This window comes from Pseudomonas sp. MF6747, assembly GCF_963890955.1.
Lineage (GTDB): Bacteria > Pseudomonadota > Gammaproteobacteria > Pseudomonadales > Pseudomonadaceae > Aquipseudomonas.
In genome coordinates this window covers 206,462-232,196 of record NZ_CAWPSZ010000002.1, presented here as the reverse complement: position 1 = coordinate 232,196, position 25,735 = coordinate 206,462, and the positions used below count along the sequence as shown (strand labels likewise).

The 25,735-nt window shown below is 59.1% G+C and carries 23 protein-coding genes and 2 tRNA genes; 19 read left to right on the top strand and 6 right to left on the bottom strand.

Annotated features, from left to right (window positions below; genetic code table 11):
* The first annotated feature begins 30 nt into the window (after window positions 1–30).
* Window positions 31–1,368, top strand: coding sequence for an HdeD family acid-resistance protein (locus AACW30_RS03370; RefSeq protein WP_119738120.1), 1,338 nt, complete (start codon window positions 31–33; stop codon window positions 1,366–1,368).
* Window positions 1,369–1,428: 60 nt separating this feature from the next.
* On the opposite strand, the gene AACW30_RS03365 is transcribed toward AACW30_RS03370, so the two are convergent.
* Window positions 1,429–3,090 (bottom strand): OFA family MFS transporter, encoded by a 1,662-nt coding sequence (locus AACW30_RS03365; protein WP_106577466.1) that lies wholly within the window; start codon window positions 3,088–3,090, stop codon window positions 1,429–1,431.
* 326 nt (window positions 3,091–3,416) lie between these two features.
* Here AACW30_RS03365 and AACW30_RS03360 point away from each other — a divergent pair, with 326 nt between their 5' ends.
* The 4 genes from AACW30_RS03360 to AACW30_RS03345 all read left to right on the top strand — a co-directional run bounded on the left by AACW30_RS03360 (window position 3,417) and on the right by AACW30_RS03345 (window position 7,145).
* Entirely contained in the window at window positions 3,417–5,633 is a 2,217-nt protein-coding gene (locus AACW30_RS03360) for an AsmA family protein (protein ID WP_106577465.1), read from the top strand.
* Window positions 5,630–6,697, top strand: a complete 1,068-nt coding sequence (mutY, locus tag AACW30_RS03355; protein WP_106577464.1) for an A/G-specific adenine glycosylase — start codon at window positions 5,630–5,632, stop codon at window positions 6,695–6,697. The genes AACW30_RS03360 and mutY overlap by 4 nt, the downstream gene beginning before the upstream one ends.
* On the top strand, window positions 6,694–6,966 hold the full coding sequence (locus tag AACW30_RS03350) for an oxidative damage protection protein (RefSeq protein ID WP_124416203.1): 273 nt from the start codon (window positions 6,694–6,696) through the stop codon (window positions 6,964–6,966). Before mutY ends, AACW30_RS03350 begins: the two co-directional genes overlap by 4 nt.
* 103 nt (window positions 6,967–7,069) lie before the next feature.
* Window positions 7,070–7,145: transfer RNA gene (locus AACW30_RS03345), tRNA-Phe, on the top strand.
* A gap of 146 nt (window positions 7,146–7,291) precedes the next feature.
* Here AACW30_RS03345 and AACW30_RS03340 read toward each other — a convergent pair.
* Entirely contained in the window at window positions 7,292–8,899 is a 1,608-nt protein-coding gene (locus AACW30_RS03340) for an ArnT family glycosyltransferase (protein ID WP_169368013.1), read from the bottom strand.
* 87 nt (window positions 8,900–8,986) lie between these two features.
* Window positions 8,987–9,952, bottom strand: a complete 966-nt coding sequence (locus tag AACW30_RS03335) for an arsenic resistance protein (RefSeq protein ID WP_200624275.1) — start codon at window positions 9,950–9,952, stop codon at window positions 8,987–8,989.
* Between the two features lie 170 nt (window positions 9,953–10,122).
* Between AACW30_RS03335 and AACW30_RS03330 the strand changes: the two genes are divergently transcribed.
* Both AACW30_RS03330 and AACW30_RS03325 read left to right on the top strand, forming a co-directional pair.
* Window positions 10,123–11,031, top strand: a complete 909-nt coding sequence (locus AACW30_RS03330; RefSeq protein ID WP_200624274.1) for an alpha/beta hydrolase family protein — start codon at window positions 10,123–10,125, stop codon at window positions 11,029–11,031.
* 72 nt (window positions 11,032–11,103) lie between these two features.
* Window positions 11,104–11,517 (top strand): hypothetical protein, encoded by a 414-nt coding sequence (locus AACW30_RS03325; RefSeq protein ID WP_106577459.1) that lies wholly within the window; start codon window positions 11,104–11,106, stop codon window positions 11,515–11,517.
* Window positions 11,518–11,658: 141 nt separating this feature from the next.
* Here AACW30_RS03325 and gabP read toward each other — a convergent pair whose 3' ends face one another.
* Window positions 11,659–13,050 (bottom strand): GABA permease, encoded by a 1,392-nt coding sequence (gabP, locus tag AACW30_RS03320; RefSeq protein ID WP_119738131.1) that lies wholly within the window; start codon window positions 13,048–13,050, stop codon window positions 11,659–11,661.
* Window positions 13,051–13,604: 554 nt separating this feature from the next.
* Between gabP and AACW30_RS03315 the strand changes: the two genes are divergently transcribed.
* The 5 genes from AACW30_RS03315 (at window position 13,605) to AACW30_RS03295 (ending at window position 17,767) form a co-directional block, all read left to right on the top strand.
* Window positions 13,605–14,378, top strand: coding sequence for an ABC transporter ATP-binding protein (locus tag AACW30_RS03315; RefSeq protein ID WP_106577457.1), 774 nt, complete (start codon window positions 13,605–13,607; stop codon window positions 14,376–14,378).
* Window positions 14,379–14,391: 13 nt separating this feature from the next.
* Window positions 14,392–15,144, top strand: a complete 753-nt coding sequence (locus AACW30_RS03310) for an ABC transporter substrate-binding protein (protein ID WP_003187758.1) — start codon at window positions 14,392–14,394, stop codon at window positions 15,142–15,144.
* Between the two features lie 73 nt (window positions 15,145–15,217).
* A complete protein-coding gene (locus tag AACW30_RS03305; RefSeq protein WP_119738133.1) occupies window positions 15,218–15,910 on the top strand; it encodes an ABC transporter permease in 693 nt (230 codons plus the stop codon).
* Complete coding sequence (locus tag AACW30_RS03300) at window positions 15,910–16,599, top strand: ABC transporter permease (RefSeq protein ID WP_106577455.1); 690 nt, start codon at window positions 15,910–15,912, stop codon at window positions 16,597–16,599. The genes AACW30_RS03305 and AACW30_RS03300 overlap by 1 nt, the downstream gene beginning before the upstream one ends.
* Entirely contained in the window at window positions 16,580–17,767 is a 1,188-nt protein-coding gene (locus tag AACW30_RS03295) for a methyltransferase (RefSeq protein WP_200624273.1), read from the top strand. Before AACW30_RS03300 ends, AACW30_RS03295 begins: the two co-directional genes overlap by 20 nt.
* Window positions 17,768–18,007: 240 nt before the next feature.
* Here AACW30_RS03295 and bcsQ (AACW30_RS03290) read toward each other — a convergent pair whose 3' ends face one another.
* Window positions 18,008–18,913 carry a cellulose biosynthesis protein BcsQ gene (gene bcsQ, locus AACW30_RS03290; RefSeq protein WP_106577453.1) on the bottom strand — a complete coding sequence of 302 codons (906 nt, stop codon included), beginning with the start codon at window positions 18,911–18,913 and terminating at the stop codon, window positions 18,008–18,010.
* 186 nt (window positions 18,914–19,099) lie between these two features.
* Complete coding sequence (gene bcsQ, locus AACW30_RS03285; protein WP_442793503.1) at window positions 19,100–19,981, bottom strand: cellulose biosynthesis protein BcsQ; 882 nt, start codon at window positions 19,979–19,981, stop codon at window positions 19,100–19,102.
* Window positions 19,982–20,401: 420 nt separating this feature from the next.
* Between bcsQ (AACW30_RS03285) and AACW30_RS03280 the strand changes: the two genes are divergently transcribed.
* From AACW30_RS03280 to AACW30_RS03250, 7 genes are all read left to right on the top strand, one after another.
* The gene (locus tag AACW30_RS03280) at window positions 20,402–20,635 is read left to right on the top strand and encodes a DUF2790 domain-containing protein (RefSeq protein WP_179678381.1); all 234 of its coding nucleotides are present in this window, start codon (window positions 20,402–20,404) and stop codon (window positions 20,633–20,635) included.
* Between the two features lie 127 nt (window positions 20,636–20,762).
* A tRNA-Thr gene (locus AACW30_RS03275) sits at window positions 20,763–20,838 on the top strand.
* A 172-nt stretch (window positions 20,839–21,010) separates the two neighbouring features.
* On the top strand, window positions 21,011–22,333 hold the full coding sequence (locus AACW30_RS03270; RefSeq protein ID WP_054896623.1) for a tyrosine-type recombinase/integrase: 1,323 nt from the start codon (window positions 21,011–21,013) through the stop codon (window positions 22,331–22,333).
* Between the two features lie 910 nt (window positions 22,334–23,243).
* Complete coding sequence (locus AACW30_RS03265; RefSeq protein WP_054896624.1) at window positions 23,244–24,224, top strand: integrase domain-containing protein; 981 nt, start codon at window positions 23,244–23,246, stop codon at window positions 24,222–24,224.
* The gene (locus tag AACW30_RS03260) at window positions 24,221–24,511 is read left to right on the top strand and encodes a hypothetical protein (protein WP_054896625.1); all 291 of its coding nucleotides are present in this window, start codon (window positions 24,221–24,223) and stop codon (window positions 24,509–24,511) included. Before AACW30_RS03265 ends, AACW30_RS03260 begins: the two co-directional genes overlap by 4 nt.
* 323 nt (window positions 24,512–24,834) lie before the next feature.
* Window positions 24,835–25,116: a hypothetical protein gene (locus AACW30_RS03255; protein ID WP_054896626.1), complete on the top strand. Its 282-nt coding sequence runs from the start codon at window positions 24,835–24,837 to the stop codon at window positions 25,114–25,116.
* Between the two features lie 45 nt (window positions 25,117–25,161).
* On the top strand, window positions 25,162–25,734 hold the full coding sequence (locus AACW30_RS03250) for a restriction endonuclease subunit S (RefSeq protein WP_054896627.1): 573 nt from the start codon (window positions 25,162–25,164) through the stop codon (window positions 25,732–25,734).
* Window position 25,735 lies beyond the last annotated feature (1 nt).

Genomic DNA, 25,735 nt, shown 5'->3' with positions numbered 1-25,735 from the left:
CGACCAGCGTCTACCTGTACGAGTACCTTCATGATTCAGATTGCTTTACTGCTGTTCGGCGTTGAATTCGTCCGATCCAAATTCTGGTTTCTCGGCCTGATCGGTATCGTATGGGGCGTGATGGGCGTTGGCGTGATGATCGACGGCCTGGATGGCGAGTTGTACTTTCCGCTGCGCGCGTTCGGCTTGCTGTTGCTGCTGGAAAGCATTGTCACCCTGAGCGTGGCCGCCAGCGGCGTAGGTACTCAGCGCGCCGTGCTGTATTTCAAGGGCGGGATTTGCTTTTTTGTCGCGGTATTGATCCTCGCCGACAAGGTCTATAGCAACCTGCTGCTGGCGATCATTTTTGGCTTTACCTATTTTGTGATCGGCCTGCTGACCATCACCTCGGCCTGGGTCGTCAGGTTCCCGCGCTGGCGATCATCGTTGATCAGCGGCGGCGCCCAAGTGGTATTCGCCGGGTTGCTGGTCAGCCCCTACCCCATCGCCAACAGTGCCACCGTGTCTTTTTTTCTTGGCGCGCTGATGATCGTCAGCGGCCTGAACACGGTACGCATTGCGCGTCGCGTCAGGCGATTGCGCCATGGCACCTCGACGTTCGAGCTGCTTGCGCCCAGGGATCTGCTATCGGATTTCAAGAAGCTGCCGCCGCAGGAACCGCCGCCGCAGCTTGAGCCGGAGCCTGCCTGCACCGATCCACTGGTGGTGCATATCTGGACGCCGGAAGGCACCGCCAGCGCAACCACCATTCCCCGCCCGATCATCAATCGCTACATCGCGGCCGTGGACGCACAAGGTGTGATTTCAACCGGGCACGCTGCCCTTGAACTGTCGCCGTCGGTGTACCTGAGCCTGTATCCGGTGGCAGACATCGATCGCTCACCGTCAGAGTTTTTCCGTATCCTCAAGGCCACCCGCAACAATGACGTGCCGGGGACCTTCCAGCCGGACTACGCCACCGAAGTGGCCAACTGGTGCGATTCGGACCGCAAGATCATTTTTCACCGGTACAGCCGCAAGGCGTTGATTGAGTTTTCCAATAACTATCGCCAACAGGCCACTTACAACCTGACCTACCGCAACTGCTCGAGCAGCGTGGCATTTGCCTTGGAAGCCTCGATGGATGGGGTATTGGCGGAACGCTCGCGACGCTGGCGGTCGGTGTTGCAGACCCTGCTCATGCCGGAACTGTGGATTGCCGCGCAAGTACGCAAGCGCGCCATGACCATGGCCTGGACACCCGGCCTGGTGATGGATTACGCACGAGCCTTGCGGGTGATCGTGCATCCGGTGCCGCGGCCATGGTTTCAACGCATCCCATGGCGCGGTCAATCAACCAAAGCCTTGCCTGACAAGAAGCAGGATTAGCCCGCGCTGGCTGCCCGAGGCCCGCTCACCTTGCGTGAGCGGGCACTGGGGAACGGTCTGTCAGTGGAACAATACCGCGGTCTTCTGCAGGGTCACCCACACACCCCACGCCAACGGAATACCCACCGCCAGCCACGCCACGATGGCCAATGGCACGCTGGCGGAAGAGGCCTTCCACTCCAGCGAGGTAGAGGCAGTGGCGCCTTTGTCATGGCCCAGCGCCTGTTCGGCAGCCAGTTCCGCGTCGGTCATGAAGTACTTGTCGGCCACCGGGCGCACCAGCAGGTTGCAGATGAAACCCAGCACCAGCAGGCCGGCGAGGATGTACAAGGTGATGTCGTACGCCGCGGCACGTTCAACGCCGATGCTCAGCTGATACTCACGCAGGTAGTTGACCAGCACCGGGCCCAACACGCCCGCCGCCGCCCAAGCGGTCAACAGGCGACCGTGGATTGCGCCGACCATCTGGGTGCCGAACAGGTCGGCCAGGTAGGCCGGAACGGTCGCAAAACCGCCGCCGTACATCGACAGGACGATGCAGAACGCCGCCACGAACAGCGCCACGTTGCCCAGGTGCCCCAGATTCGGGATCAGCGCGTAGAGGGCAAAGCCCAGGGCGAAGAACACGAAGTAGGTATTTTTACGGCCCAGGTAGTCGGAGAACGACGCCCAGAAGAACCGTCCACCGATGTTGAACAGGCTCAACAAGCCGGTGAAGCCTGCGGCGATGGCCGCGATGGACGCCAATTGCCCGGCATCCAGTTGGCCGAACGGCACATCCACACCCAGCAACTTGCCACCGAACACTTCCTGCAGCAGCGGCGACGCCATGCCGAGAATGCCGATACCGGCAGACACGTTCAGGCACAGCACCAGCCACACCAGGCGGAATTGCGGGGTTTTCCACGCCACGTTCACGTGAACGTGACGGTGGGTGATCATCGCATTGGCGGCTTTTTTTACCGGCGCGGTCCAGCCCTCAGGCTTCCAGCCGGTTGGCGGAACGCGGTAGGACAAGGCGCCGCCGATCATGAACACGAAGTAGATCACGGCCATGACCACGAAGCTCTGCCACACGCCAACGCTGGTCGGCGAAGCGAAGTGGCCCATCAGGGCGGCTGCCAACGGAGCACCAACCATCGCGCCGCCGCCGAAACCCATGATCGCCATGCCGGTAGCCATGCCGCGTTTGTCCGGGAACCATTTGATCAGGGTCGACACGGGCGAAATGTAGCCCAGGCCCAGGCCGATACCGCCGATCACGCCGGAGCCGATCCACATCAGCCAGATCTGGTGGGTATAGATGCCCAACGCCGAGATCAACAGACCGCCACACCAGCACAAGGCCGATACAACGCCGGCTTTACGTGGCCCGGCATGTTCCAGCCAGCCGCCCCAGATCGCTGCGGAGCAACCCAGGAAGATGAAGAACAGCGTGTAGATCCAGCCCAGCATGGAGATGGGCCAGTCGCATTGGGACGAGAACACTTGTGTGATGAAGCTCATGTCCGGCGCGCAGGCGACCGGTGCAGTGATACCCAGCGCCTTGGACAGCGGCAGCCAAAACACCGAGAACCCGTAGGCCATGCCGATGCAGAGGTGGATGGCCAGAGCGGCCGGTGGCACCAGCCAGCGGTTGAACCCTGGCTTGGCGATAATGCGTTCCTTGGACAGGAACGCAGGCTGTGCGGCATTACTACCCGCCGCAGTGCTTGTGCTCATTGGTGTTTCCCCCAGTTATTAGTATGTGTCCGTCAGGCGCTCTCTCCCTCGGCCTTGCACGCAGAGCGTTGGCCGTTGTTGTTGAGTAAAGCTCCTTTTGAGCGCGACGCTGTGTCGCAGACGACAGACGAACCCGCGCAGATTAGCACCAGTGGATGACAGAAAAACCAAACTGATATCACCTTTTTCACGCAACCTGCTCTGTTGGGCGGCAAAATCCGATTTTGCTGCGTCTAGATACAATGTAACGATGCATGAACTGACGCAGGCCGTCGGGCGTTATACTCTGCGGCTAAATTTTGAAATCGACATACAAGGACTCGCCCATGAAAGCGTTCGGCAAAATCCTGGGTCTGGTACTTCTCGGGCTGTTGCTGATCATTGTGGCCCTGGGCTTTGCCCTGACCCACCTCTTCGATCCCAACGATTACAAAGACGAGATCCGCCAGATTGCCCGCGACAAGGCCCACATCGAGCTGACGCTCAATGGCGATATCGGTTGGAGCCTGTTCCCCTGGCTGGGCCTGGAATTGCACGAAGCCAGCGTCGCGACCATGACCAACCCGACTCAGCCGTTTGCCGACCTGCAGATGCTCGGCTTGTCGGTGCGCGTGCTGCCGCTGCTGCGCCGTGAAGTGCAGATGAGCGATGTGCGTGTCGAAGGCCTGAACCTGCGCCTCAACCGTGACAAGCAAGGCCACGGCAACTGGGAGGACATCGGCAAGAACGTAACCGAGAAACCGGCCAATGCGCCGGTGCCTGCCCCCGAGCAAACGCCGGCCGAACCTGAACCGGAAAAGCCGCCAAAACCAATCCGTCTGGACATCGACAGCCTGACCATCAACAACGCCCGCGTTGAATACAACGATGAGCAGACCGGCAAGCAGTACAGCGCCGAGAGCATCCAGTTGAGCGCCGGTGCCGTGCACGAAGGCGCGAGCATTCCGCTCAAACTCACGGCATTTCTGGGCAGCAACCAGCCGCTGATGCGCGTCAAGACCGAGTTGAACGGCAACCTGCGCATCCAGCGTGCGCTCCAGCGCTACCAGTTCGAAGACATGAAGCTGAGCGGCGAAGCCACCGGCGAGCCACTGCTGGGCAAGACCGTAACGTTCTCCACCCAGGGCCAACTGCTGGTGGACCTGGCGGCCAACATTGCCGAATGGACCAACCTGAAACTCTCCGCCAACCAGCTGCGCGCCTTGGGTGAACTGAAGGTCAATGACCTGAACAAAACCCCACAGCTCAGCGGCGCCCTGTCCATTGCCCAGTTTGACCTGGCCAAGTTCCTCGACAGCGTCGGCCACCCGTTGCCGCCGATGGCGGCGGGCAGCCTCAGCAAGGTCGAACTGGTCAGCCGTCTCAAGGGCACGCCTACCAGCGCGGCACTGGAAGACTTGAACCTGAAACTCGACAGCAGCACCTTCACCGGCCGCATCGCTGTAGAGGATTTCGCCAAGCAATCCCTGCGCCTGCAGCTCAAAGGCGATACCTTCAACGCCGACAACTACCTGCCGGCCAAGTCCGAAACCGCCAAAGGTGCAGCGGCCGCACGCCAGGCCGAAGTGCAGAACAGCGAGGCCGGCGCCATGGCCGCCGGTGGCACCACACCGCTGCCGGACGCACCGACCAAAGGCGCGTGGAGCACCGACAAGCTGTTGCCACTCACGCGTCTGCGCACGCTGGACGTGGACGCCGACCTGGCCTTCGGTCAACTGACCCTGAGCAAGTTGCCGATCCAGAACGCGGCACTCAAAGCCTCCGGCGTCGATGGCCAGCTCAAGCTTGATACCCTCAGCGGCGGTCTCTACAACGGCACCTTCCAGGCCAACGGCACACTCGATGTGCGCCAGGACATCCCGGTGCTGGCGCTGCAAACCCACATCAAGCAAGTGCCGGTTGAGCGCATCCTGCAAGCTCAGGGGCAAAACCCGCCGGTAAAAGGCCAGATCACCCTCGACAGCAACCTCAACGGCCGTGGCAACAGCCAGAAGGCGCTGATCGACAGCCTTAACGGCACCGCCAGCTTTGTGATCAATAACGGCGCGCTGCTCAACGCCAACATTGAACAGCAGCTGTGCACCGGCATCGCACTGCTCAACCGCAAGACCTTGAGCACCACGCCACAAGGCAAGGACACGCCGTTCCAGGAACTGCGCGGCAACCTGACCTTGCGCAACGGCGTGGCCAGCAACCCGGACCTGAAAGTGCGTATCCCGGGCCTGACGGTCAACGGCAACGGTGACATCGACCTGCGCGTGCTGGGCATGGATTACCGCGTCGGCATTATCGTCGAAGGCGATACACGCGACGTGCCGGACCCGGCCTGCCAGGTCGGCTCCAACTTCCAGGGCATCGAAGTTCCGCTGCGCTGCCGTGGCCCGCTGGAACTGGGCGCCAAAGCCTGCCGCCTGGACAAGGACGGCTTGACTCAGGTTGCTGTCAAAGCCGCCGGCAACAAACTCAGTGAGAAGCTCGAAGAGAAACTCGACAAGGTCAACCCGCAGTTGAAAGACGCCCTTAAAGGCTTGTTCAAACGATGAGAAACGAGCAGTTTTCACAGGCGGTGCTGGACTGGTACGACCGCCACGGCCGCCATGACCTGCCCTGGCAACAGGGCATTACGCCTTACCGGGTGTGGGTCTCGGAGATCATGCTGCAACAGACCCAGGTCAGCACCGTGCTCAACTACTTCGACCGGTTCATGGCTTCCCTGCCGACGGTCGAAGCCCTGGCCGCCGCGCCGGAAGACGAAGTGCTGCACCTGTGGACCGGCCTGGGTTACTACACCCGCGCACGCAACCTGCAGAAGACTGCCAAAATCGTCGTCGCCCAATACGGTGGCGAGTTTCCCAAGGACGTCGAAAAGCTCACTGAACTGCCCGGCATTGGCTTATCCACTGCCGGTGCGATCGCGAGCCTGAGCATGGGCCTGCGGGCGCCCATCCTCGACGGCAACGTCAAGCGCGTATTGGCGCGCTTTACCGCGCAAGAGGGCTACCCCGGCGAGCCCAAGGTCGCCAAGCAGCTCTGGGCCACCGCAGAGCGCTTTACGCCGCACGATCGCGTCAACGCCTACACCCAGGCGATGATGGACATGGGCGCCACGCTCTGCACCCGCAGCAAACCCAGCTGCCTGCTGTGCCCGCTGGAAAAGGGCTGCGAGGCGCACATGCTCGGTCTGGAGACGCGCTACCCCATTCCCAAGCCGCGCAAGACCATCCCGCAAAAGCGCACGCTGATGCCGATGCTGGCTAACGCAGAGGGCGCGATTCTGCTTTACCGCCGCCCTTCGACGGGCCTGTGGGGCGGTTTGTGGAGTTTGCCCGAGCTGGACGACCTCCAAGACCTGGAACACCTGGCCAACCAGCACGCGCTCGCGCTGGGTACGCCGCATGAACTGCCGGGGCTGATCCACACCTTCAGCCATTTCCAGCTGGCCATCGAACCCTGGCTGGTCCAGGTGGAGGAATCCGCCCATCACGTGGCCGAGGCCGACTGGCTCTGGTATAACCTCGCCACCCCGCCGCGCCTGGGCCTTGCCGCCCCGGTAAAAAAACTGCTGAAGCGCGCGGCCGACGTATTGAACGCAGGAGTTCCGTCATGACCCGCACCATCATGTGCCGCAAGTACCACGAACAATTGCCTGCCCTGGAGCGTGCACCGTTCCCTGGCGCAAAAGGCCAGGACATCTTCGACAATGTCTCCGCCAAAGCCTGGGCCGACTGGCAAAAACACCAGACCCTGCTGATCAACGAAAAACGCCTGAACATGATGAACGCCGAAGACCGCAAATACCTGCAGGGCGAGATGGACAAGTTCTTTTCCGGCGAGGATTACGCCAAGGCCGACGGTTACGTGCCGCCTGCTCAATAATTGATCAAAAATCGGGGTCGGCACGTAAGCGACGGTAATAATTAAATATTTTTTGAAAACTTGCTTGACGACCCCCTGAAAAACCCGTTTAATGCGCCCCGTTGCCCAGATAGCTCAGTCGGTAGAGCAGGGGATTGAAAATCCCCGTGTCGGCGGTTCGATTCCGTCTCTGGGCACCACTAATTAGTTTCAGGTGGTGCAAACGTCATCTGAAACACACAAAAAACCCGCCAAGTGCGGGTTTTTTGTTGCCTGGATTTTATGTACACAACCCAGGGCGATCCACTATCGCCCCGAGCCTATGCAACGCCAGTAAGCCGCCCGCCTACTTCAGCAAAAACACCATCAGCGGATTATCGTTCAGCCGCCCTTCAAAGCTTGGCGCTTGCTGCTCCATCGACGTCCCTTTCAATAGCGCTGCCTCCTTGCGCGGCACAATCACCCAGGATGGCCGTGGCAACGTGGTTAATTGCTCAAGCTGATTACCAGCGACGAACAGCGGCTGTTCATCGTGATCCAGGTTCATCATGTAGCGCACCGCCCAGGTATCGCGCCCCAGATTGACGAACACCAAGGGGCCTGGCTCGGCCACACGCAGCGCTTCAACCTGGGTGACAAACTTGCGCGTATCAAATTGCAGATCCTTGGCGGGGTCTATCACCACCACCAACAGCAGCCATTGCGCCGCCAGTGCGACCACGCTAAGCCACACCAACCGCAATGGACGACGCCAGGCCATCAGCGCCGCCACTTGCAACACCAGCATCGCGCCAATCATCAGCGGTAACGAAACGTCCGGCCAGTAGCCGTGCTTTTGCCAGGCATGCCGACACACAAACAGTACTACCACGCACAACGCCGGTAGCACCGCGACAAGCCCTTCGTAGCAGCGGCGCACGCCAATCAGCCAATGTTGCGCCTGAAGCAGCCCATAGGCGGCGACAGCGGCAAACATCGGCACCATCGGCAAGATGTAATAAGCGCGCTTGAAGTGCGGCACCGAAAGCCCGAGCAAAATCATCAAGCCACAGGCGCCAAGCCGCACCACCAGCTCAATATCGTCATTGACCCAGCGCTCAGACCAGCGATGACGCAGCGCAATCATCGTGGCCAGCGCGAGCGGCACCACCGGGAAGTAGCGGTACAAACTGAGCTTGAAGTAGAAGTAAAACGGCTCGCCACTCTCATCGAGGCGCCCGCTGACCTGCATCCTGAACACCTCATCGGCAAAGGCGTCGCCCCCGCTGAACCGCGCCAGCTTCATCAACATCCACCAGCACGCCACCAGCAACACCAACCCCACAACACCGTGAATCAGCACCTGCTTGACGCGCTCCCCCGGCCGGCCGAGCGCCCAGTACACGCACACCACGCCACACACCTCGATCAATCCAAGCGGCCCACGAATCGCGAACGCCAGAATAAACAACGGGAACACGGCAAGCTGCCTTACCCGCGACCCCATGCGCTCGCCGCTGTGCAGCAGGTAGAAACTGCCCACACATAGCAATGCGATCATCAGGTCCAGGCACACCGAGCGCGACTTATCGAGCAATTGGGTGGTGAGCAGCGTCAGCAATACCGTCAGCCACGCCCAAGGTCGGCTAAATGGCACCAGCAAGCGATAGATCAGCGCAATCATGCCCGCCGAGGCAAGCGCCGTCGGCAGCACATTCGCGAGGTGGTTGGGCGCCCCGAACACGCGGGCGAACACGAAGCTGAAAAAGGTCGCGGTGCCCGGGTAGTCAGGGTAAGGCTGACCGTAGGTAGTAGGAAAAAGACTCGCGCCATTGCGAAACATTTCCTGCAGGAACAGTGCCCAACGCCCGTCAAACCCTTGGGGCTGCTCATCCCAGATGCCCAAGGTGAACAGCAATAAAGCGATCAGAAACAGGCCCAGGGACTCCAGGCGAAAACGGCTGCGGTGATCCATCGAATATCCTTTCAGTAGGCTGCTCCGACGCCATGGTGCCGACTCAGCCCCTGAATAGCGCCTGAACAAACCCGAACATTTATGGATTTATCGACCAGCGCGCCACACCAGTACCGGAATCAGCCGGATGTAGACTAGCTCGCCCATCAACTCAACGAGGGTTTGCAGAATCACCGCCGTTGCAGCCAGCCCGCGCACGTCTTCCGGCAAAGCCAGCGCAAGGGGCAAGACCACCAGAGAATTGCGGGTCGAGGCACTGAACGTGACCGCCCGCGCGGTCACAGCAGGCAACGCAAACAACCGCGCAGCCAACGCGCCCATCAACGGCGCCAGCAACAAGAAGCCCACGTACACCGGCATCAGCGGCAACAGCACACCGATATCGCGCACCACCGAGGTGATCTGCGAGCTGACGATCACAAACAGCACCAGCGCCATCGCGGGCACCGGCAGCCAGGCCCAGGCGTCGCTCCAGGCATTGATCACACTGGAGCGCCGCGCCAGGAATGTCGTCAGTACCGCCAGCATCATCGGCAGCACAATCAACAGCACAAACGCCTCCACGAACGGCTCTACTGCCACGACGACAGCGGATTGCGCGCCCAGCATGAACCCCAGATACACCGGCAGCAGTACCAGTTGCAGCAGTAACAGCACCGGTGTTGCCGCCAACATCAGCCGCGAATCGCCTTTACCGATGTGGGTAAACACCACCACGTAGTCGATGCACGGCGTCAGCAACACCAGCAATGCCCCGACCAACAGCGCCGGGCGCTCCACCAGGCCACGGGTCAACGCCCACACCAGCAAGGGCACCAGGATGAAGTTGGCCAACAGCAGCGCCGAGATAAAGCGCTTGTTGCCCAAGCCCTGGCGCAGGTCCAGAAACGGGATTTGCAGGAACATCGCGTACATCAGCACCGCGATGGCAGGCGTCACCAGTACGCCAAGACCGTGGGCTGCAAGCGGCGCAAGCACGCCGAATGCGGCCGCCAGCAGGACGGCGACGAAGTAGATGAGGATCTGATTGTGTTCGAGGGTGTCACGGGTCATGGACTGACTTTGGCTGATGAACAGATCGCAAGCCTAAGCACTCAGGGGGCCGAGGTCGAGCATCGCGATATTTGTTACGCCCCTGCCGCGCTAAATTTGTTAATTTCGGTTTCTTATAAAAGCGCGTGGCCCTACAGCCCACACCAAAAGCGCAAGGATCAAGCCGCCCTATGAACCTGCCCACTCGACCAGCCCCAGAAGCATTCCGTGAGCCCGCCACCGACGGCTATCCCATCGGCGGCTTCACCTGGCGCCATATCAGAACCGACCCGACACGCCCGGTTGTCATCATCAACGCCGCCACCTCCGTGCGCTGCCGGCACTACTCACGCTTCGCCGACTACCTGTTTGCCAACGGCTTGGACGTCATCACGTACGACTACCGAGGCATAGGCGAATCCCGCAGTGGCTCGCTGCGCGGCTTCAAGGCGACGTGGTCGGATTGGGGCGTGCTGGATTTCGAGGCGATGCTGCAGCGCGCGCAACGGGAGTTTCCAGGGCAGCCGATTGACGTGGTCGGTCATAGCTTTGGAGGCTGTGCGGCGGGGCTTGGCGCTTCCGGCGCGATGATCCGACGCATCGTCACCGTCGGCGCGCAGTTTGCGTACTGGCGCGACTATGAGGCCAGCGGGCGCTGGCGCATGTTTGCCAAGTGGCATGTGGTGATGCCGCTGGTAACTGCACTGTATGGCTACTTCCCCGGTAAACGCCTGGGCTGGCTGGAGGACACACCGGCCGGCGTGGTGCACGACTGGGGCACACCAACCCCCAGGTATGAGACGCGCCCCAGCGGGCGGGTGCTGAATGAGCTGCCGTTTGCCCGCGTGAAGGCGCAATTGCTGGCGATCAGCATCACCGATGACCCGTTTGGCACAGTGGCGGCCATTGAGCGTCTGCTGGGCTATTTTGAACACAGCGAGCGCACGCATCTGCGCATAGCACCTGAAGATATTGGCGAAAAAGCCGTCGGGCATTTCGCCTTTTTCCGCAGTGAATATCAGGACCGGCTGTGGCCGATTGCACTGGCGTGGCTGCAACACGGTGAGTTGATGCAAGGCGCCCCCGGTCTGCGCGTTTAGAATCCCTTGGGATTTACCCCCAACCTGCGCTTCAATACCCACCCACACCCAGTACCCAAGGACGTTGAGCCCATGGCCTCGCCGAACAAGCAGCAAAAACGTGCCCACCGGGCAAAGGCCAAGGCCAAGCAAAACCGTACCCAACGCAGTGTGGCGACCAAGCCGGATGCGTTCGCCGGCGATGACAGCCGCATCGACCTTGAGTCGGTGGATTTGACCGAGTTGTTTATGGAGATGCGCACCGCGGGCGAAACCAGCCAGCAGGCACTGTGTGCAGTATTCCTGGCGCATCCGTTGTTGGCGTTGGTGCTGGAGCAGGAAGGCGAAGAAGAGGCCACCGACTTCATTCTCGCGGCACTGATCGAGTACCGGCAGTGGGCGACGGACAGTGACGATGAGGCGGCAGCGCTGGCGTGGATCGAGTCGCCGGAGTTTCAGGCCGATTATGTGGCGGCGTCCCAAGCGCTCACCAACTCGCCAGACTGACACAAAACCAAATGTGGGAGCGGGCTTGCCCGCGAAAAGCGGTGGATCAGTCGCCAGATGTGCTGGCTGATCTACCGTAATCGCGGGCAAGCCCGCTCCCACATTTGCATTGCGGTGCAATGAGCACCGCATTTCATTCCATCAATTGAGTACGGCAGCGCCTACCCTCTGCGCCTTGCGACGGCTCGCCACAAACAACCCCGCCAGCACCACCAGCAAGCTCAAAATCCCGGTCGCAATAATCTCGACCCGGTGCGCTTCCTGGAACAGCATGATGGTCAGCGTACCGACGATGAACACCATTACCGCGTAGGTCAGGCCAGGGAACAGCCACATCTTGAATACAATCTTCTCGCCCGCAGCCGTGCGCTTCTGGCGCATGCGCAGTTGCGACACCGCGATCACCAGGTACACCAGCAACGCGATGGCGCCGGAGCTTGCCAACAGGAACTCGAACACCGCCGCCGGGGCGACGTAGTTGGCGAACACGGCCAGGAACGCCGCGCCAGTGGACAACAGCACCGCGCAGTAAGGCGTGCCGCTTTTATTGGTGCGCTTGGACATCGCTGGTGCATCACCGCGACGACCCAGGGAGAACAGCATGCGCGAGGCGGTGTACAACGCCGAATTCAGGCAGCTGGTCACGGCAACCAATACCACCAGGTCGACGATCAGCTTGGCGTTCGGAATGCCCATGCGTTCCAGCACAGTCTGGTAGGAACCTACGGCAGCCAGGGTCGGATCGTTCCATGGCACCAGCGACACAACAATGAAGATCGACAGCAGGTAGAACAAACCAATCCGCCAGATCACCGAGTTGGTGGCCTTGGTGATTTGCTGGCCAGGGTTCTTCGATTCGGCCGCAGCGATGGTGACAATCTCGGTGCCCATGAACGAGAACATGGTGGTCAGGATGGCCGCCAACACCGCGCCCATGCCATTAGGCATAAAGCCTTGGGTGTCGAACAGGTGGGACACACCGCTGACCTGACTGGTCGGCAGGAAGCCGAAAATCGCCGCCAGGCCAAGGATCACAAAGCCCACAATCGCCACGACTTTGATCAGCGCAAACCAGAACTCGAACTCACCGTAGTTCTTCACGCTGAACAAGTTGGTTGCCGTGAGCAGCAACGTGATGATCAAGGTAAAGGCCCAGATCGCCACATCGGGGAACCATGCATTAAGGATGGTCGCAGCGGCGTTGGCTTCCAACGGAATCACCAGCACCCAGAACCACCAGTACAACCAGCCAATGGTGAAACCGGCCCAGTGGCCAATCGCGCGGTCGGCATAGGTGGAGAACGAACCGGTATCCGGCGAGGCCACGGCCATTTCGGCGAGCATGCGCATCACCAATACCACCAGCGTACCCGCAGCGGCGTAAGCCAACAGTACGGCCGGGCCGGCGGCAGCAATCGCGTGGCCGGAGCCAACAAACAAACCGGCACCAATGACGCCGGCAATCGACAGCATGGTGACGTGACGCGGTTTGAGCCCCTGTTCGAGGTCATTGGAGCTTTGCGTACTACTCATTGACACACCTTTACGAGGAATTGCGAAAACGGTCCGCCCGGCCTGCGATCTTTCTCGTGAAAAGAAACCAACGGGGCGTTCTTTATTTTTTACGCAAGATTTGCGCCAAAATGTTACAGAGCCGCGATTGACGCGGGCTGTAGGACAATTCAACGTGAGCTGCAAGTCATTGAGAACAATGGCATTCCGCTATAGCGTTACCGTGCGACCCACATTCAAGACGCTCTGGCGCACCAAAAACACACACAAAAAGTGCGTGACGCCCCACAAAGGGGCTGATATGGACCGTTTGCCCGGTTAACCCTTCCAACACCCGCCCAAAGCTGGCACCATCGCGCCCTTTTTTACGCAAAGCCTGTGGATTTCTCGGGTTCAAACGTCTGTAGGTTGTTGATGGCGCGACACGCTGCTGCGCCGATGCGACACCCTGCCGCAGGCCACCCGTTAACCGTCCGCAGCGCTGTTGGCTGCCATCCGAACGCTATGCTAGCTTGGCGCCTCGCCAGGAAGGCGGCCCAACAGCAGGAATGCAATGAACACAATGAGGACCGCACATGGCCGAGGCCGCGCCCGCGCTTGAAATCCGCAACTTGCATAAACGCTATGGTGAGCTTGAGGTACTTAAAGGTATCTCGCTGACCGCCCGCGACGGCGACGTGATCTCGATCCTGGGTTCCTCCGGTTCCGGCAAGTCCACCTTCCTGCGCTGCATCAATCTGCTGGAAAACCCGCATCAGGGGCAGATCCTGGTCGCCGGCGAAGAGCTCAAGCTCAAGGCCGCGAAAAACGGCGAGCTGATGGCCGCCGACGGCAAACAGATCAACCGCCTGCGCAGCGAAATCGGTTTTGTGTTTCAAAACTTTAATCTGTGGCCGCACATGAGCATCCTCGACAACATCATCGAGGCGCCCCGCCGTGTGCTCGGCCAAAGCAAAGCCGAAGCCACAGAAGTGGCCGAAGCCTTGCTGGCCAAGGTCGGCATCGCTGACAAGCGCCACGCCTACCCTGCGCAACTGTCCGGTGGCCAGCAGCAACGGGCGGCCATTGCGCGCACCCTGGCGATGCAGCCCAAGGTCATCCTGTTCGACGAGCCGACATCGGCGCTTGACCCGGAAATGGTCCAGGAAGTACTTAATGTGATCCGCGCGCTGGCCGAAGAAGGCCGCACCATGCTGTTGGTCACCCATGAAATGGGCTTTGCCCGTCAGGTGTCCAGTGAAGTGGTGTTCCTGCACCAGGGCCTGGTCGAAGAGCAAGGATCGCCACAGCAGGTGTTTGAAAACCCGCTTTCGGCGCGCTGCAAACAATTCATGTCCAGCAACCGCTAACGGAGCAACATGCATGCAGAACTATAAAAAATTCCTTCTGGCCGCGGCCGTTTCGATGGCGTTCAGCGCCACGGCCATGGCAGAAACCTTGAAGATGGGGATCGAAGCGGCCTACCCGCCCTTCAACAATAAAGACGCCAGCGGCAACGTCGTCGGCTTCGACAAAGACATCGGCGACGCCCTGTGCGCGAAGATGAAAGTCGAGAAGTGCGAAGTGTATGTGTCCGACTGGGACGGCATCATCCCGGCCCTGAACGCCAAGAAGTTCGACTTCCTGGTGTCCTCGCTGTCGATCACCGATGAGCGCAAGCAGGCCGTCGACTTCACCGACCCGTACTACTCCAACAAGCTGCAATTCATCGCGCCTAAAGCGACTGCGGACTTTAAGACCGACGCCGCCTACCTGAAGGGCAAGGTCATCGGTGCACAGCGCGCGACGTTGGCCGGTACCTACCTGGAAGACAAGCTGCCGGACACCGAGGCCAAGCTTTACGACACCCAGGAAAACGCCTACCTCGACCTGACGTCCGGCCGCCTTGACGGCATCCTTGCCGACAAATACGTGCAGTACGAATGGCTCAAGAGCAAAGACGGTTCGGCCTATGAATTCAAGGGCGACCCCGTTGTAGAAAGCGACAAGATCGGGATCGCCGTGCGCAAGGGCGACCCGCTGCGCGAGCGCCTGAACAAAGCTTTGGCAGAGATCAAGGCAGACGGCACCTACAAAAAGATCAACGACAAGTACTTCCCGTTCAGCATCGAATGATCTGAACGGCCTGCCCGACGCGCTGCTTGAGCGCGTCGGCTTTTAGCAATGCCTGCCGCGATATGAAAACACCATGAATTTCGATCTCTACGGATTCGGCCCGGCGCTCGCCGCCGGCGCGCTGATGACCGTCAAACTGGCACTCACGGCTTTATGCCTGGGGCTGGTGCTGGGCCTTGCCGGCGCCTTGGCCAAGACGTCCCCGTACAAGCCGTTGCAATGGCTTGGCGGCGTTTACTCGACCATCGTTCGCGGCGTGCCGGAACTGTTGTGGGTGTTGCTGATTTATTTCGGCACGATCAATGCGATGCGCAGCCTGGGTGAAATGCTCGACATCCCAGACCTGTCGCTCAGCGCTTTCGCGGCCGGCGTGATCGCCTTGGGCCTGTGTTTCGGGGCCTATGCCACCGAGGTGTTACGTGGCGCGATCATCGCTATTCCCAAGGGCCATCGCGAAGCCGGTGTGGCATTGGGCCTGTCGAAGTTTCGCATCTTCACCCGTCTGATCATGCCGCAGATGTGGCGCATCGCCCTGCCGGGCCTGGGCAACTTGTTCCTGATCCTGATGAAAGACACCGCGCTGGTGACCGTCATTGGCCTGGAAGAAATCATGCGCCACGCCCAGATCGCGGTCACCGTCACCAAACAGCCGTTCACCTTCTATCTGGTTGCCGCGTTCATTTACCTGGGGCTGACGTCGCTGTCGATGGTCGCTATGCATGTGCTGGAAAAACGCGCCGCCCGCGGCTTCGTGAGGACGACGTAATGGAATGGGAAGTCATCTATAAGTGGCTGCCGAAGTTTATCCAGGGCGCCATTCTGACTCTGGAACTGGTGGGCATTGCCGTGATTCTCGGGCTGATCCTGGCGATCCCGCTGGGTATCGCTCGCTCGTCCAAGCGCTGGTATGTGCGTTCGCTGCCTTACGCGTATATCTTCTTTTTTCGCGGCACCCCGTTGCTGGTGCAGTTGTTCCTGGTCTATTACGGCCTGGCCCAATTCGACGCCGTGCGCGCAAGCTTCATGTGGACGTATCTGCGCGACCCTTTCTGGTGTGCCACGGCCACCATGACCCTGCACACGGCGGCTTATATCGCCGAGATATTGCGCGGCGCCATCCAGGCTATCCCGCCGGGCGAAATCGAAGCAGCGCGCGCGCTGGGCATGTCCAAGCCGAAAACGCTGTTCTATATCATCCTGCCGCGTGCGGCCCGCATCGGCCTGCCGGCCTACAGCAACGAAGTCATTTTGATGCTCAAGGCCAGCTCGCTCGCGAGCACGGTAACCTTGCTGGAGCTGACCGGCATGGCCAGGACCATCATTGCGCGCAACTACCTGACAGTTGAGATGTTCTTCACCGCCGGCGTGTTCTACCTGCTGATTTCCTACATCCTGGTACGCGGCTTCAAACTGCTCGAACGCTGGTTGCGCGTCGATGCTTGCCAGGGACGTTGAGGCGCGCTTCGCGGCGCTGGATGCGTTCCTGATCGAGCACCAAGGGCTGTGGCGACCACGGCCCTTTACGCATTCGCAATTACCCTGGGAACGCGAGTATCCCGAGCTTGCCCAGTGGTTACGCCAGCGCACTTTGGCCGATGCCGAAAGCTGTCACAACTGGCCTCACGACCTGCCGGCGCCTGCGCCTTTTCCACAGCTGGCCGAACAGGCGCTTCAGCTCAGTGCCGTGGACAGGTTACCGACACGGGCACTGGAGCCGGCGCGTCATCGACTGAATGTCGACGTGCCGGGTCGCAAATGGCAACAGATAGAAGCTTTCGGCGCAGCACTCAACTTTACCCACACGCCCGGCCATTGGCTGGACTGGTGCGCCGGCAAAGGCCACCTTGGCCGCCGCCTGCTGCAACCCGGCCAACAGCTGACATGCCTGGAACACGACCCGGCGCTGATCGCCTCCGGCCAGGCATTAAGCGACCACCACCGCTTGCCCGTCACCCATTGCCTGCAAGACGTGATGGCCCAAATGGCACTCAGCCCCGAACACACACCCGTCGCCCTGCATGCCTGCGGCGACCTGCACGTGCGCCTGCTGCAACTGGCCAGCGCGGCCGGTTGCAAGCAACTGGCACTGGCGCCCTGCTGTTACAACCGCATCAACGCCGACAGCTATCAAGCCGTATCCAGTGCCGCACGCGCATCGCAATTACGGCTATCGATTGATGACCTGGGCCTGCCGTTGAGCGAAACCGTCACTGCCGGCAACCGCGTACGCCAACAGCGGGATATCTCCATGGCCCGACGCCTGGGCTTCGATCAGTTACAGCGGCAATTGCGCGACTGCGATGACTATTTGCCCACGCCTTCCTTGCCCGCCCGCTGGCTGGATCAACCTTTCGCAGACTATTGCCAAGCACTGGCGAGCCTTAAAGGCTTATCCACAGGTGAACAGGATTGGCAGGCGCTGGAAGCGCAGGGCTGGCGCCGGCTGGCCGAGGTCAGAAACCTGGAGTTGGTGCGTGGGTTGTTTCGGCGCCCATTGGAGATGTGGCTGGTGCTGGACCGGGCACTTTTTCTGCTCGAACAGGGCTACAACGTTGAGATAGGCAGCTTCTGCGAAGCCACGCTGACCCCGCGCAATTTGATGGTGGTGGCTGAGCGCGATTAAAGGGCAAATTTTCCTACACGCGCCCTGTGGATAAGTCTGTTGATGAATTCTTTACGAGCGCTTTAACTATCAGCGCTACAGGCCAAAAGCCAAGCTGGTCATTTTTTGTTCACATTATAAAATGCACGCAAAACAGGCAGTTGCAGCGTGTTGAGAACGGCTCCACAAAATGGCTGTTTCGTGACACCCACGACCAACCGATTGTGCATAAGCATCGGGCGTAAAGCATATAAACCACGCTTAAGCCGTTCTTTTGGGCGCCTTCAACAACCGGCAAATTTCGTTGATATCGTCGCTGGCCAGGTGTTTCGCAACGTTATCCAACGGGTCGGCGGCAAACGCCAGCGCCTCGTTGATCGCCACGTCACGGTGAACCTCCAGCGGAGCCTTGCCGAGGTGCTGTTTGAAGGCCTCAACCATGTCCAGGCTGAATGCATTGCTCTCATCCACCTGATTGACCACCACATGCACGGCAGGCGGGCGCTCACCGGCAAGGTGCGGCGCAAGCAATACATCCAAGTGATCGAGCGTGCCAAGGCACGCGGCATCCGCCTGCACAATCACCAACACCACGTCGGCAACGTTCAGCGCTTGATGAAAGTAGACGTTGTTGCCAGCCGGCGTATCGATGATCACCGTTTGCCGCTCGCTCAGGCCCAGCGACAAGAGGCGTTGAGCCAGCCAGGTCGGCTCGTGCTTGAGCCAGCGCTCGAGATTTTCCTGCTGCTGGACATCGATATCGCCAAAGGTGAGCACTTGGCAACCGGCGAAACCAAGCTGTTGCAACGGGCTCCACTGCCCATGCTCCAGGCTGGTGCGGCCTATACCGGGGAGCGCCGCGCTGACGCCGAAGTGATGGTGCAAGGCGTTCTGCGGGTCCAGGTCCAGCGCTACCACCGATTCGCCGTGGCGCTGCAGGCCGCTGCTCAAGGCTGTGGCCAATGTGCTTCGGCCGACACCCCCATTCATCGACACCAGCGCGACGATTTTCGGGCGCAGTGCTGCCAGATCAATGGCTTGAGCGTGTGCGTGGGGGGATGGGTCGGAAGGCACGCTGCCGAAAAAGTGCATGCGCGCATTGATGCCCTGGGCATCGTGGGTGACGTTTTTGCCGAACAACGTCAAAAGCTCTTCACTCAGGCTCATGGCTTACTCCTCACGACGCAGCGTAAAGACGTGAAGGTCGGCAAGCAGGCACTTACCGCAGGTCTTATTATTGGCGTCTTAGTGACGCATTCTGTGACAGGTGCGGCGAAGTGTCATTATTTTGATGTTTTGACTGGTTGTTTTTTAGACAAACGGTAAATAGTCAAATTAATGGCCGTGCACGTTTTAACGCATTCGCGTGCTCAACGCACGACACAGCGCATTCACGTCCTGGCATCCGACGCTATCAAGCACCGGGTCGAGCGGGTCTCGACCGTAAGCCTGCGCCTCGCTGAACGAGGGATCGCGTTGAACCGTGCCCAACACGGCATCACCCAGGCGTAATTTGAAAACGCCCGCCATGTCCTGGCTGAACGCGTGAGCGCCGTCGACCTGATTGATCACGTAAAACCGTTGAGGCGGCGATTCACTTGCAAGGTAGGGCGCGAGTACTTCGTCCATCTTCGCCAATCGGCGAAACGAAGCCGCGTCCGGCTGAACCACCACCAGCACCGCATCCGCCACCGACATTGCCTGGCCGAGATACACCGTGTTGCCCGCAGGGACGTCGATGACCACCGTGTCCTGGCCATTGAGCCCGAGGCCGGCCAAACGCTTGCCGAGAAAATCGAGGTCCTGCCCCAGCCAACGATTCAGGCTTTGTTGCTGCACGGCGTCGGTTTCACCAAAGCTGACCAGCCGGCACCCGGCAAACCCTCGTTTGGGCAAGGCGTGCCAGGTTTGATTGAGCAAGCTGGTCGCCCCCAGGCCAGGTAGATCAAACCCCGGGCACAAGTGATGACGCAGCGCGTTTTGCGGGTCCAGGTCCAGCGCCAGCGCTGGATGCCCCTGGCGCTGCAAACCGCTGGCAAGCGCGGCGGCCAACGTGCTGCGCCCAACGCCGCCGGTAGCAGAAACCACCACCACGACCTTGGGCGCCGAGGCGTGCGAGTACACCTCGCCACGCGGGCCTTCGACTACGTGGGGCGGGTGAGCAGAAGCGGCCGTCCCTTGGTTCAATTGATCCAGCAAACGCTGCAAGGGCTCGGCCACCGAGGGCTCGCGCAAAGAGGGTTCAGCCAGCGCGGTGTAAAGTTTTGAAATGTGATCTGCACGCCCCACTGACTGCTCCTCCCGTTCTCATCGCTGATCAATTAAGGCGCGCATTGTGTGATATCACACTGATGGTGTCAGTATTTTGGTGTTTGTAACGAATTCCTTTCAGATGAGCGGCATGGCGCCATTTTTATGGCTGCAAGCCAATACCTAAATATTATGTTTTAAATCAACACACTAAGTATTATTTGTGTGTTTTTTGACCAGCTCGTGATTCATGACAACCGCTCTCAAACCTCTTTCGTATCAGCAAGTACATAAATCTCAGGCCAACACATAACGAGACAAAACCGAGTCTGCGAGACACAGCCCAGATACCTGCAAGGCATTCAATGACCTCACCCCACCATTGACGCCCCAGAGGACAGCACCATGAACCCGAACAACTGGAAACACTGCATTGCCTTAGGCCTGCTTGCCTTGACCCTCGGCACCCATGCCGAGGCAAGCCAAAAGCCGGACATCCAGCGCGTACTGTCAACCACCGAAGACGCCCGCTCGGGCTGCGGCGTGGTGAATGCGCGAATGACCTACCTGGATTCGAAGGGCCAGACACAGGTGTTGGACTACATGAAATTTACCGACACTTGCGGGGACGGAAATTGAGGCCGATTTGAGGCCCCGGAGACGACGAAAAAGCAGTGATCGCAAAAAAACCTTCGCCTCTGCAAAAATAGTCAGAATTCAGGGGTTTACAGATGCTTGCCAATCGCTATAATCGTCGCCCTAACACGCCGGTATAGCTCAGTTGGTAGAGCAACTGACTTGTAATCAGTAGGTCCCGGGTTCGACTCCTGGTGCCGGCACCATACAAGGTTCCAGAGAAGGCTTTCAAAATCTCTGGAACCCCCGAAAAACCCGCCTTCTGGCGGGTTTTTTCGTTTTGGCGTTCCGTCGGATTCCGCCAAAATCTTATGGATACCAGCCGTTTTAAGGATAAAGATAGGGGTAAGGTCATTCGATAAAGGGAGGAGTACCCTTATGTCGCGCACCACTGCCCCGCTCTCTGATTCGGCTTGCCGTTCAGCCAAGCCCACCGACCGCGCCTACAAGCTTTTCGACGGCGACGGCCTCTACCTTTTAGTCCAACCCAATGGCCGCAAAGGCTGGCGTTTCAGGTATGTAAAACCTGATGGTCGTGAAGGACTGACCTCGTTTGGCAACTACCCCGTGGTCGGCCTCGCCGATGCGCGCAAGAAGCGGCTGGAGGTCAAGCGGATGCTGGTGGATGGCATCGACCCCGTCGAGTCCAAACATCAAGCCAAAACGCAAGCCACAATCCGAGGCAGAACCTTTGAGGGCGCCGCCTTGGACTGGCACAAAGCGATGTCTGCCAAATGGGCTCCGGGCCATGCCAAGACGGTCCTGAGCCGCCTCAAAACCCATGTTTTTCCTCTAATCGGTGATCGCGCTATTGTCGACCTAGACACTCACGACTTGATGCAACCTCTGGAAGCAATCCAAAAGCGTGGCACGATTGACGTCGCGTTAAGGGTACAAAACTACCTGCAAAGCATCATGCGCGAGGCGAAACGTGCTCGACAGATCGCAGCAAACCCTGCCTCCGACCTTGAAGGTTTGATCAAAGCCCCGAGGGTAGTGCACCGCCCAGCTTTACCCTTATCGCGCCTGCCTGAATTGCAGGAGCGCATCGACAACTACAAAGGACGAACGCTGACTCGGCTGACAGTCATGCTCTCTCTACATGTGTTTGTCCGCTCGAGCGAACTACGCTTCGCCCGCTGGAGCGAGTTCGACCTCAAGCGCGGCACCTGGGAGATACCGGACACTCGACCCGCGCTGTACGGAGTACCCTTTTCAACAAGAGGTACGAAGATGGCCGGGGACATCCACCTTGTACCCTTATCGCCGCAAGCCGTGACCCTGCTTGAACAGATCCGCACCCTCACCGGCGAATTCGACCTGGTATTTGCGGGCGATGCCAACCCGTCGAAACCGATGTCTGAGAACACGGTGAACAGCGCGCTTCGAAATATGGGTTACGACACCAAAACCGAAATCTGTGGCCATGGCTTCCGCTCAATGGCATGTAGCGCACTGATTGAGTCAGGACTGTGGTCCGAGACCGCCATTGAAAGACAGATGAGCCACAAAGAACGCAACAACGTCCGCGCCGCTTACATCCACAAGGCCGAATTCATTGAGGAGCGCAGATTGATCATGAACTGGTGGAGCCGGTACCTTGAGACGAATCGACAGGAGCATGTCACCCCCCACGAATTCGCGAACCAGACCGGATCAAACGTCACTCGCTTAAAAGCAAAACGTGGCGCAACTGAGTAAGCGCTCGGTCTTTATATCTCAGTGATCCGCTTATCCACGCGGGTCCATCCAAACAGGGCTGCAAAGCCGCCCTGTTTGGATGGACCTCACTTAAAAAATCTAAAGCTCACGCAACTGTCTGTGGAAAACCACGGATTTCCACCGGTGGATAATTTCATCCACAGCCGCACAACTCCCGAAAATTCGAGCCTTGACCCGAATTATCCACAGGCGTAGAAAAGATCGGGCAAAGCGCTGTCGTTGACAGCAACCCAGGTAGCCAGAACCTTTAAGGCTACGCCACACCGTGGTGGTTCTCCCAAAGTGCGATTAGCGTCCGGCAGCTCGCACGGTCACAGCGATGTGATGGATGCCTACTTCTACCAGAGTGCCACTGCGGCAACTCATCCCCCTTCATAGCTGCCCTGCAGCAACCTATCCGCTTGGCCATTTCATTGCGCCAACCTGCGCCCGTCTCTTTCTTCCGGAAAGAGACGGGCGCTTCTACCACTGCTGCAGCCCAACTCGTACAAGGCTTTGCGGCATTCCCCCTCGTGACAATCGGCGTGACAAACACCGAAGTCACCGGCAACAGCGATGCAGATGATGGTGCCGCAGCCCACGGAATGGACTGCACCTGACTGACAGTCAGGCATGCATCGGTCATCTCGTCACTGACTTCACCCACTCAGGATCTCGCGGCGCCGGTCTCGTCAGCCAGTGCAGCCTCCACCCGCCCACTTCTTTGGAAGTGTTCAGGAGGTCAGATCATGAGATGCCCAAGCTCCCGGTCGTAAAGAGCCGCCAGTCCCGCGTTAGTGGACAACCCTCACAGGTCGCAGGGGCCTTGATCCCTGATAACACTCAACATTCTTGGTGGGATGACGTGGGGATAACGCTTCAGTCGATGGGCTCCGAGAGGAACAAGGCTATGCCACTTGTTGGAAGAAGGGATGGACGGAATTTTGGATGGGGGCGACAGCTGAGTTATGCCGGACGACAAGCGTTAAAGGATATGTTTGGCAAGGGGCACTATGCCACGGTCAAAGCCCACGCAGACCGCTGGGTAGCCTTCGCTGAATGGTGCCGATCCGAACTCGATCCAAGTATCAATGACGCCCGCAAGATCGACCAGCAAACGCTATTCGACTATGCCCAGCATCTGCGCCAACAGATTGAGCGAGGCGGCCTGAAAATCGCCACCGCACAGAACCGACTGTCTAGCGTGAACCGCACGCTGGAGGCGATTCGTAGTGATCGTTCGGTACGGGTCACCAGCCCCAGCCAAGCCCTCGGCTTGCACAGGTCTACAGTAAGAAGCGAGGCACCCAATGGACAAGATCGCGAGCACCTGAAAAAAGTCATCAAAGCGCTCAACGCCCTACAGCAGCAACGTGTCAGTGCCATCCTGCACCTTGCCCGCGAAACCGGCATGCGCCTGCGCGAAGCCATCCTGGCCGACCTGCCACGTTTGCATCGCGAAGCCGAGCGACTCGGCCGCATCAACATCCAAGACGGCACCAAGGGAGGTCGTTCAGGCGCATACGCACCACGATGGATAACAGTGACACAGAACGTACGGGACGCGCTGCAAGCCGCCCGTAACGCCTCGCCCATTGGCAGCAACAACCTGCTCGCCCAAGACGAAAGCTACAAGACCTTCCTGCAGCAAACCGTGAAACCGGCACGCGAGATCCTGCACGCATATGGTTTGAAAGGCTTCCACGAATTGCGCGCCGCCTACGCCTGCGAACGTTACAAACAACTTACTGGCCATGCAGCGCCGATCAACGACGGCACCTGCTTTCAGGAAAACGGTGAGCTCGACCATTCAGCACGCCAGCAGATCAGTCTGGAACTGGGCCATAACCGCACTGACGTGATCGCAGCGTACATAGGAGGATGGCGATGACTAAGTCCTTCGACATGAGGCTTTTCCTTGACGCCCTACTCACCGGTTCCCATACCACGCGGCAGCGCCACATAAGGCAGGCCCAAACAATGCAAAAGGCCATTCGGCAACGCTTCGGTCGAGACAATCCGTGGAATTGGCAGCTTAAGCATTTCCGGTGGTTTGAGGAGCAATACCTGAAGTCCCACAGCCCGGCGACGAGGTATTACTACCAGCTAACCGTGTGGTTGATTATAAAGCGGCTTGGTAAACCTGGGCTTGCACAAGAAAGAAGCAAGAAAAATTGAGACCGCTTGCCGGGGGATTGCAAACGGCGACGAGACGGACCTGAGCGCCTCAACAGCGCTAGGCGACACATTGGCTGCTGCATCAGACCGACGTATAGCGCAGTCCAGCCATCAAGGCTTCCACGCTAGTGTGATTGGCTATCTCAAAGCGGACCCACTTTCTATAGAGCGTCTACTGAGAAAAAATTATTGACAGCGCGAGCCAACGGAGAGATATTGCGCTCGCCATCTGCTCAGTACACCATGTACAGAGAAAAAATGAGGCGCGGCAGGTTGCACCCTGCCGCTATTGCAATAACTGACTCGTTAGGAGAGCTAGAGCTATGAAACTGTACCAAATTACCTATGACCTGCGTAAGAAACGTGATTACCAATCCCTGTATGAGCGCATTAAAGCCTACGGCACTTGGTGCCGGCCGCTGGAATCCTCCTGGATTATCGCGACGACCCAAACTGCAGCTCAGGTGCGGGATAACCTTAAAGCAGTAATGGATGCTGATGACGGATTGCTTGTAACCCGTCTTAAGGGCGACGCTGCTTGGTATGGGCTGGCGGCCGAGCAAGCCAAATGGCTGCAGAACCAGTACCAACGCTGCGAGGTCTGACCATTCTTGCTGCGCCAAGGATGGCGCTTTTCCCCAGAGCGATTTATGCCAACCCAGTTATTCAAGTTGAGCGAACTGGCTGATGTCCGCTCCGGATACACCTTCCGCGGTGCTCTGGAGCATGACCCGTCTGGCGATGTTCGCGTGCTGCAGATCAAGGATCTGCGCCAAAACGCAGCGATTGAACCCGATACGCTGATTGCCATTACCTGGGACGCTCGTATCGCTCCGCCTTTTCTTCAGCCAGGCGACATCACCGTGATTGCCCGTGGTGATAACAACAAAGCCGTACTCTATACAGGCGAGCAGTCGGTCGTAGCGACCAGCCAGTTTTTTATTGTCACAGCTAAACGATCAGGGGTATTGCCGGCATACCTGTGCTGGCTGATCAACCTGCCGCAAAGCCAACGCAGCCTTGAACGCAGCGGCAGTGCGATTCAAGCCATCGGCAAAGCGTCATTAATGGACATGCAGATACCCCTCCCTCCGCTCGCGACCCAGCAGAAACTGATTGCCCTGCAAGCGGTGTGGGATGAAGAGGATGAACTGATCGAGCGCCTGCAAACCAACAGAGAGCAAATGCTGCAAGGCATTTACCAGCACCTTATAAAGGCTTGAG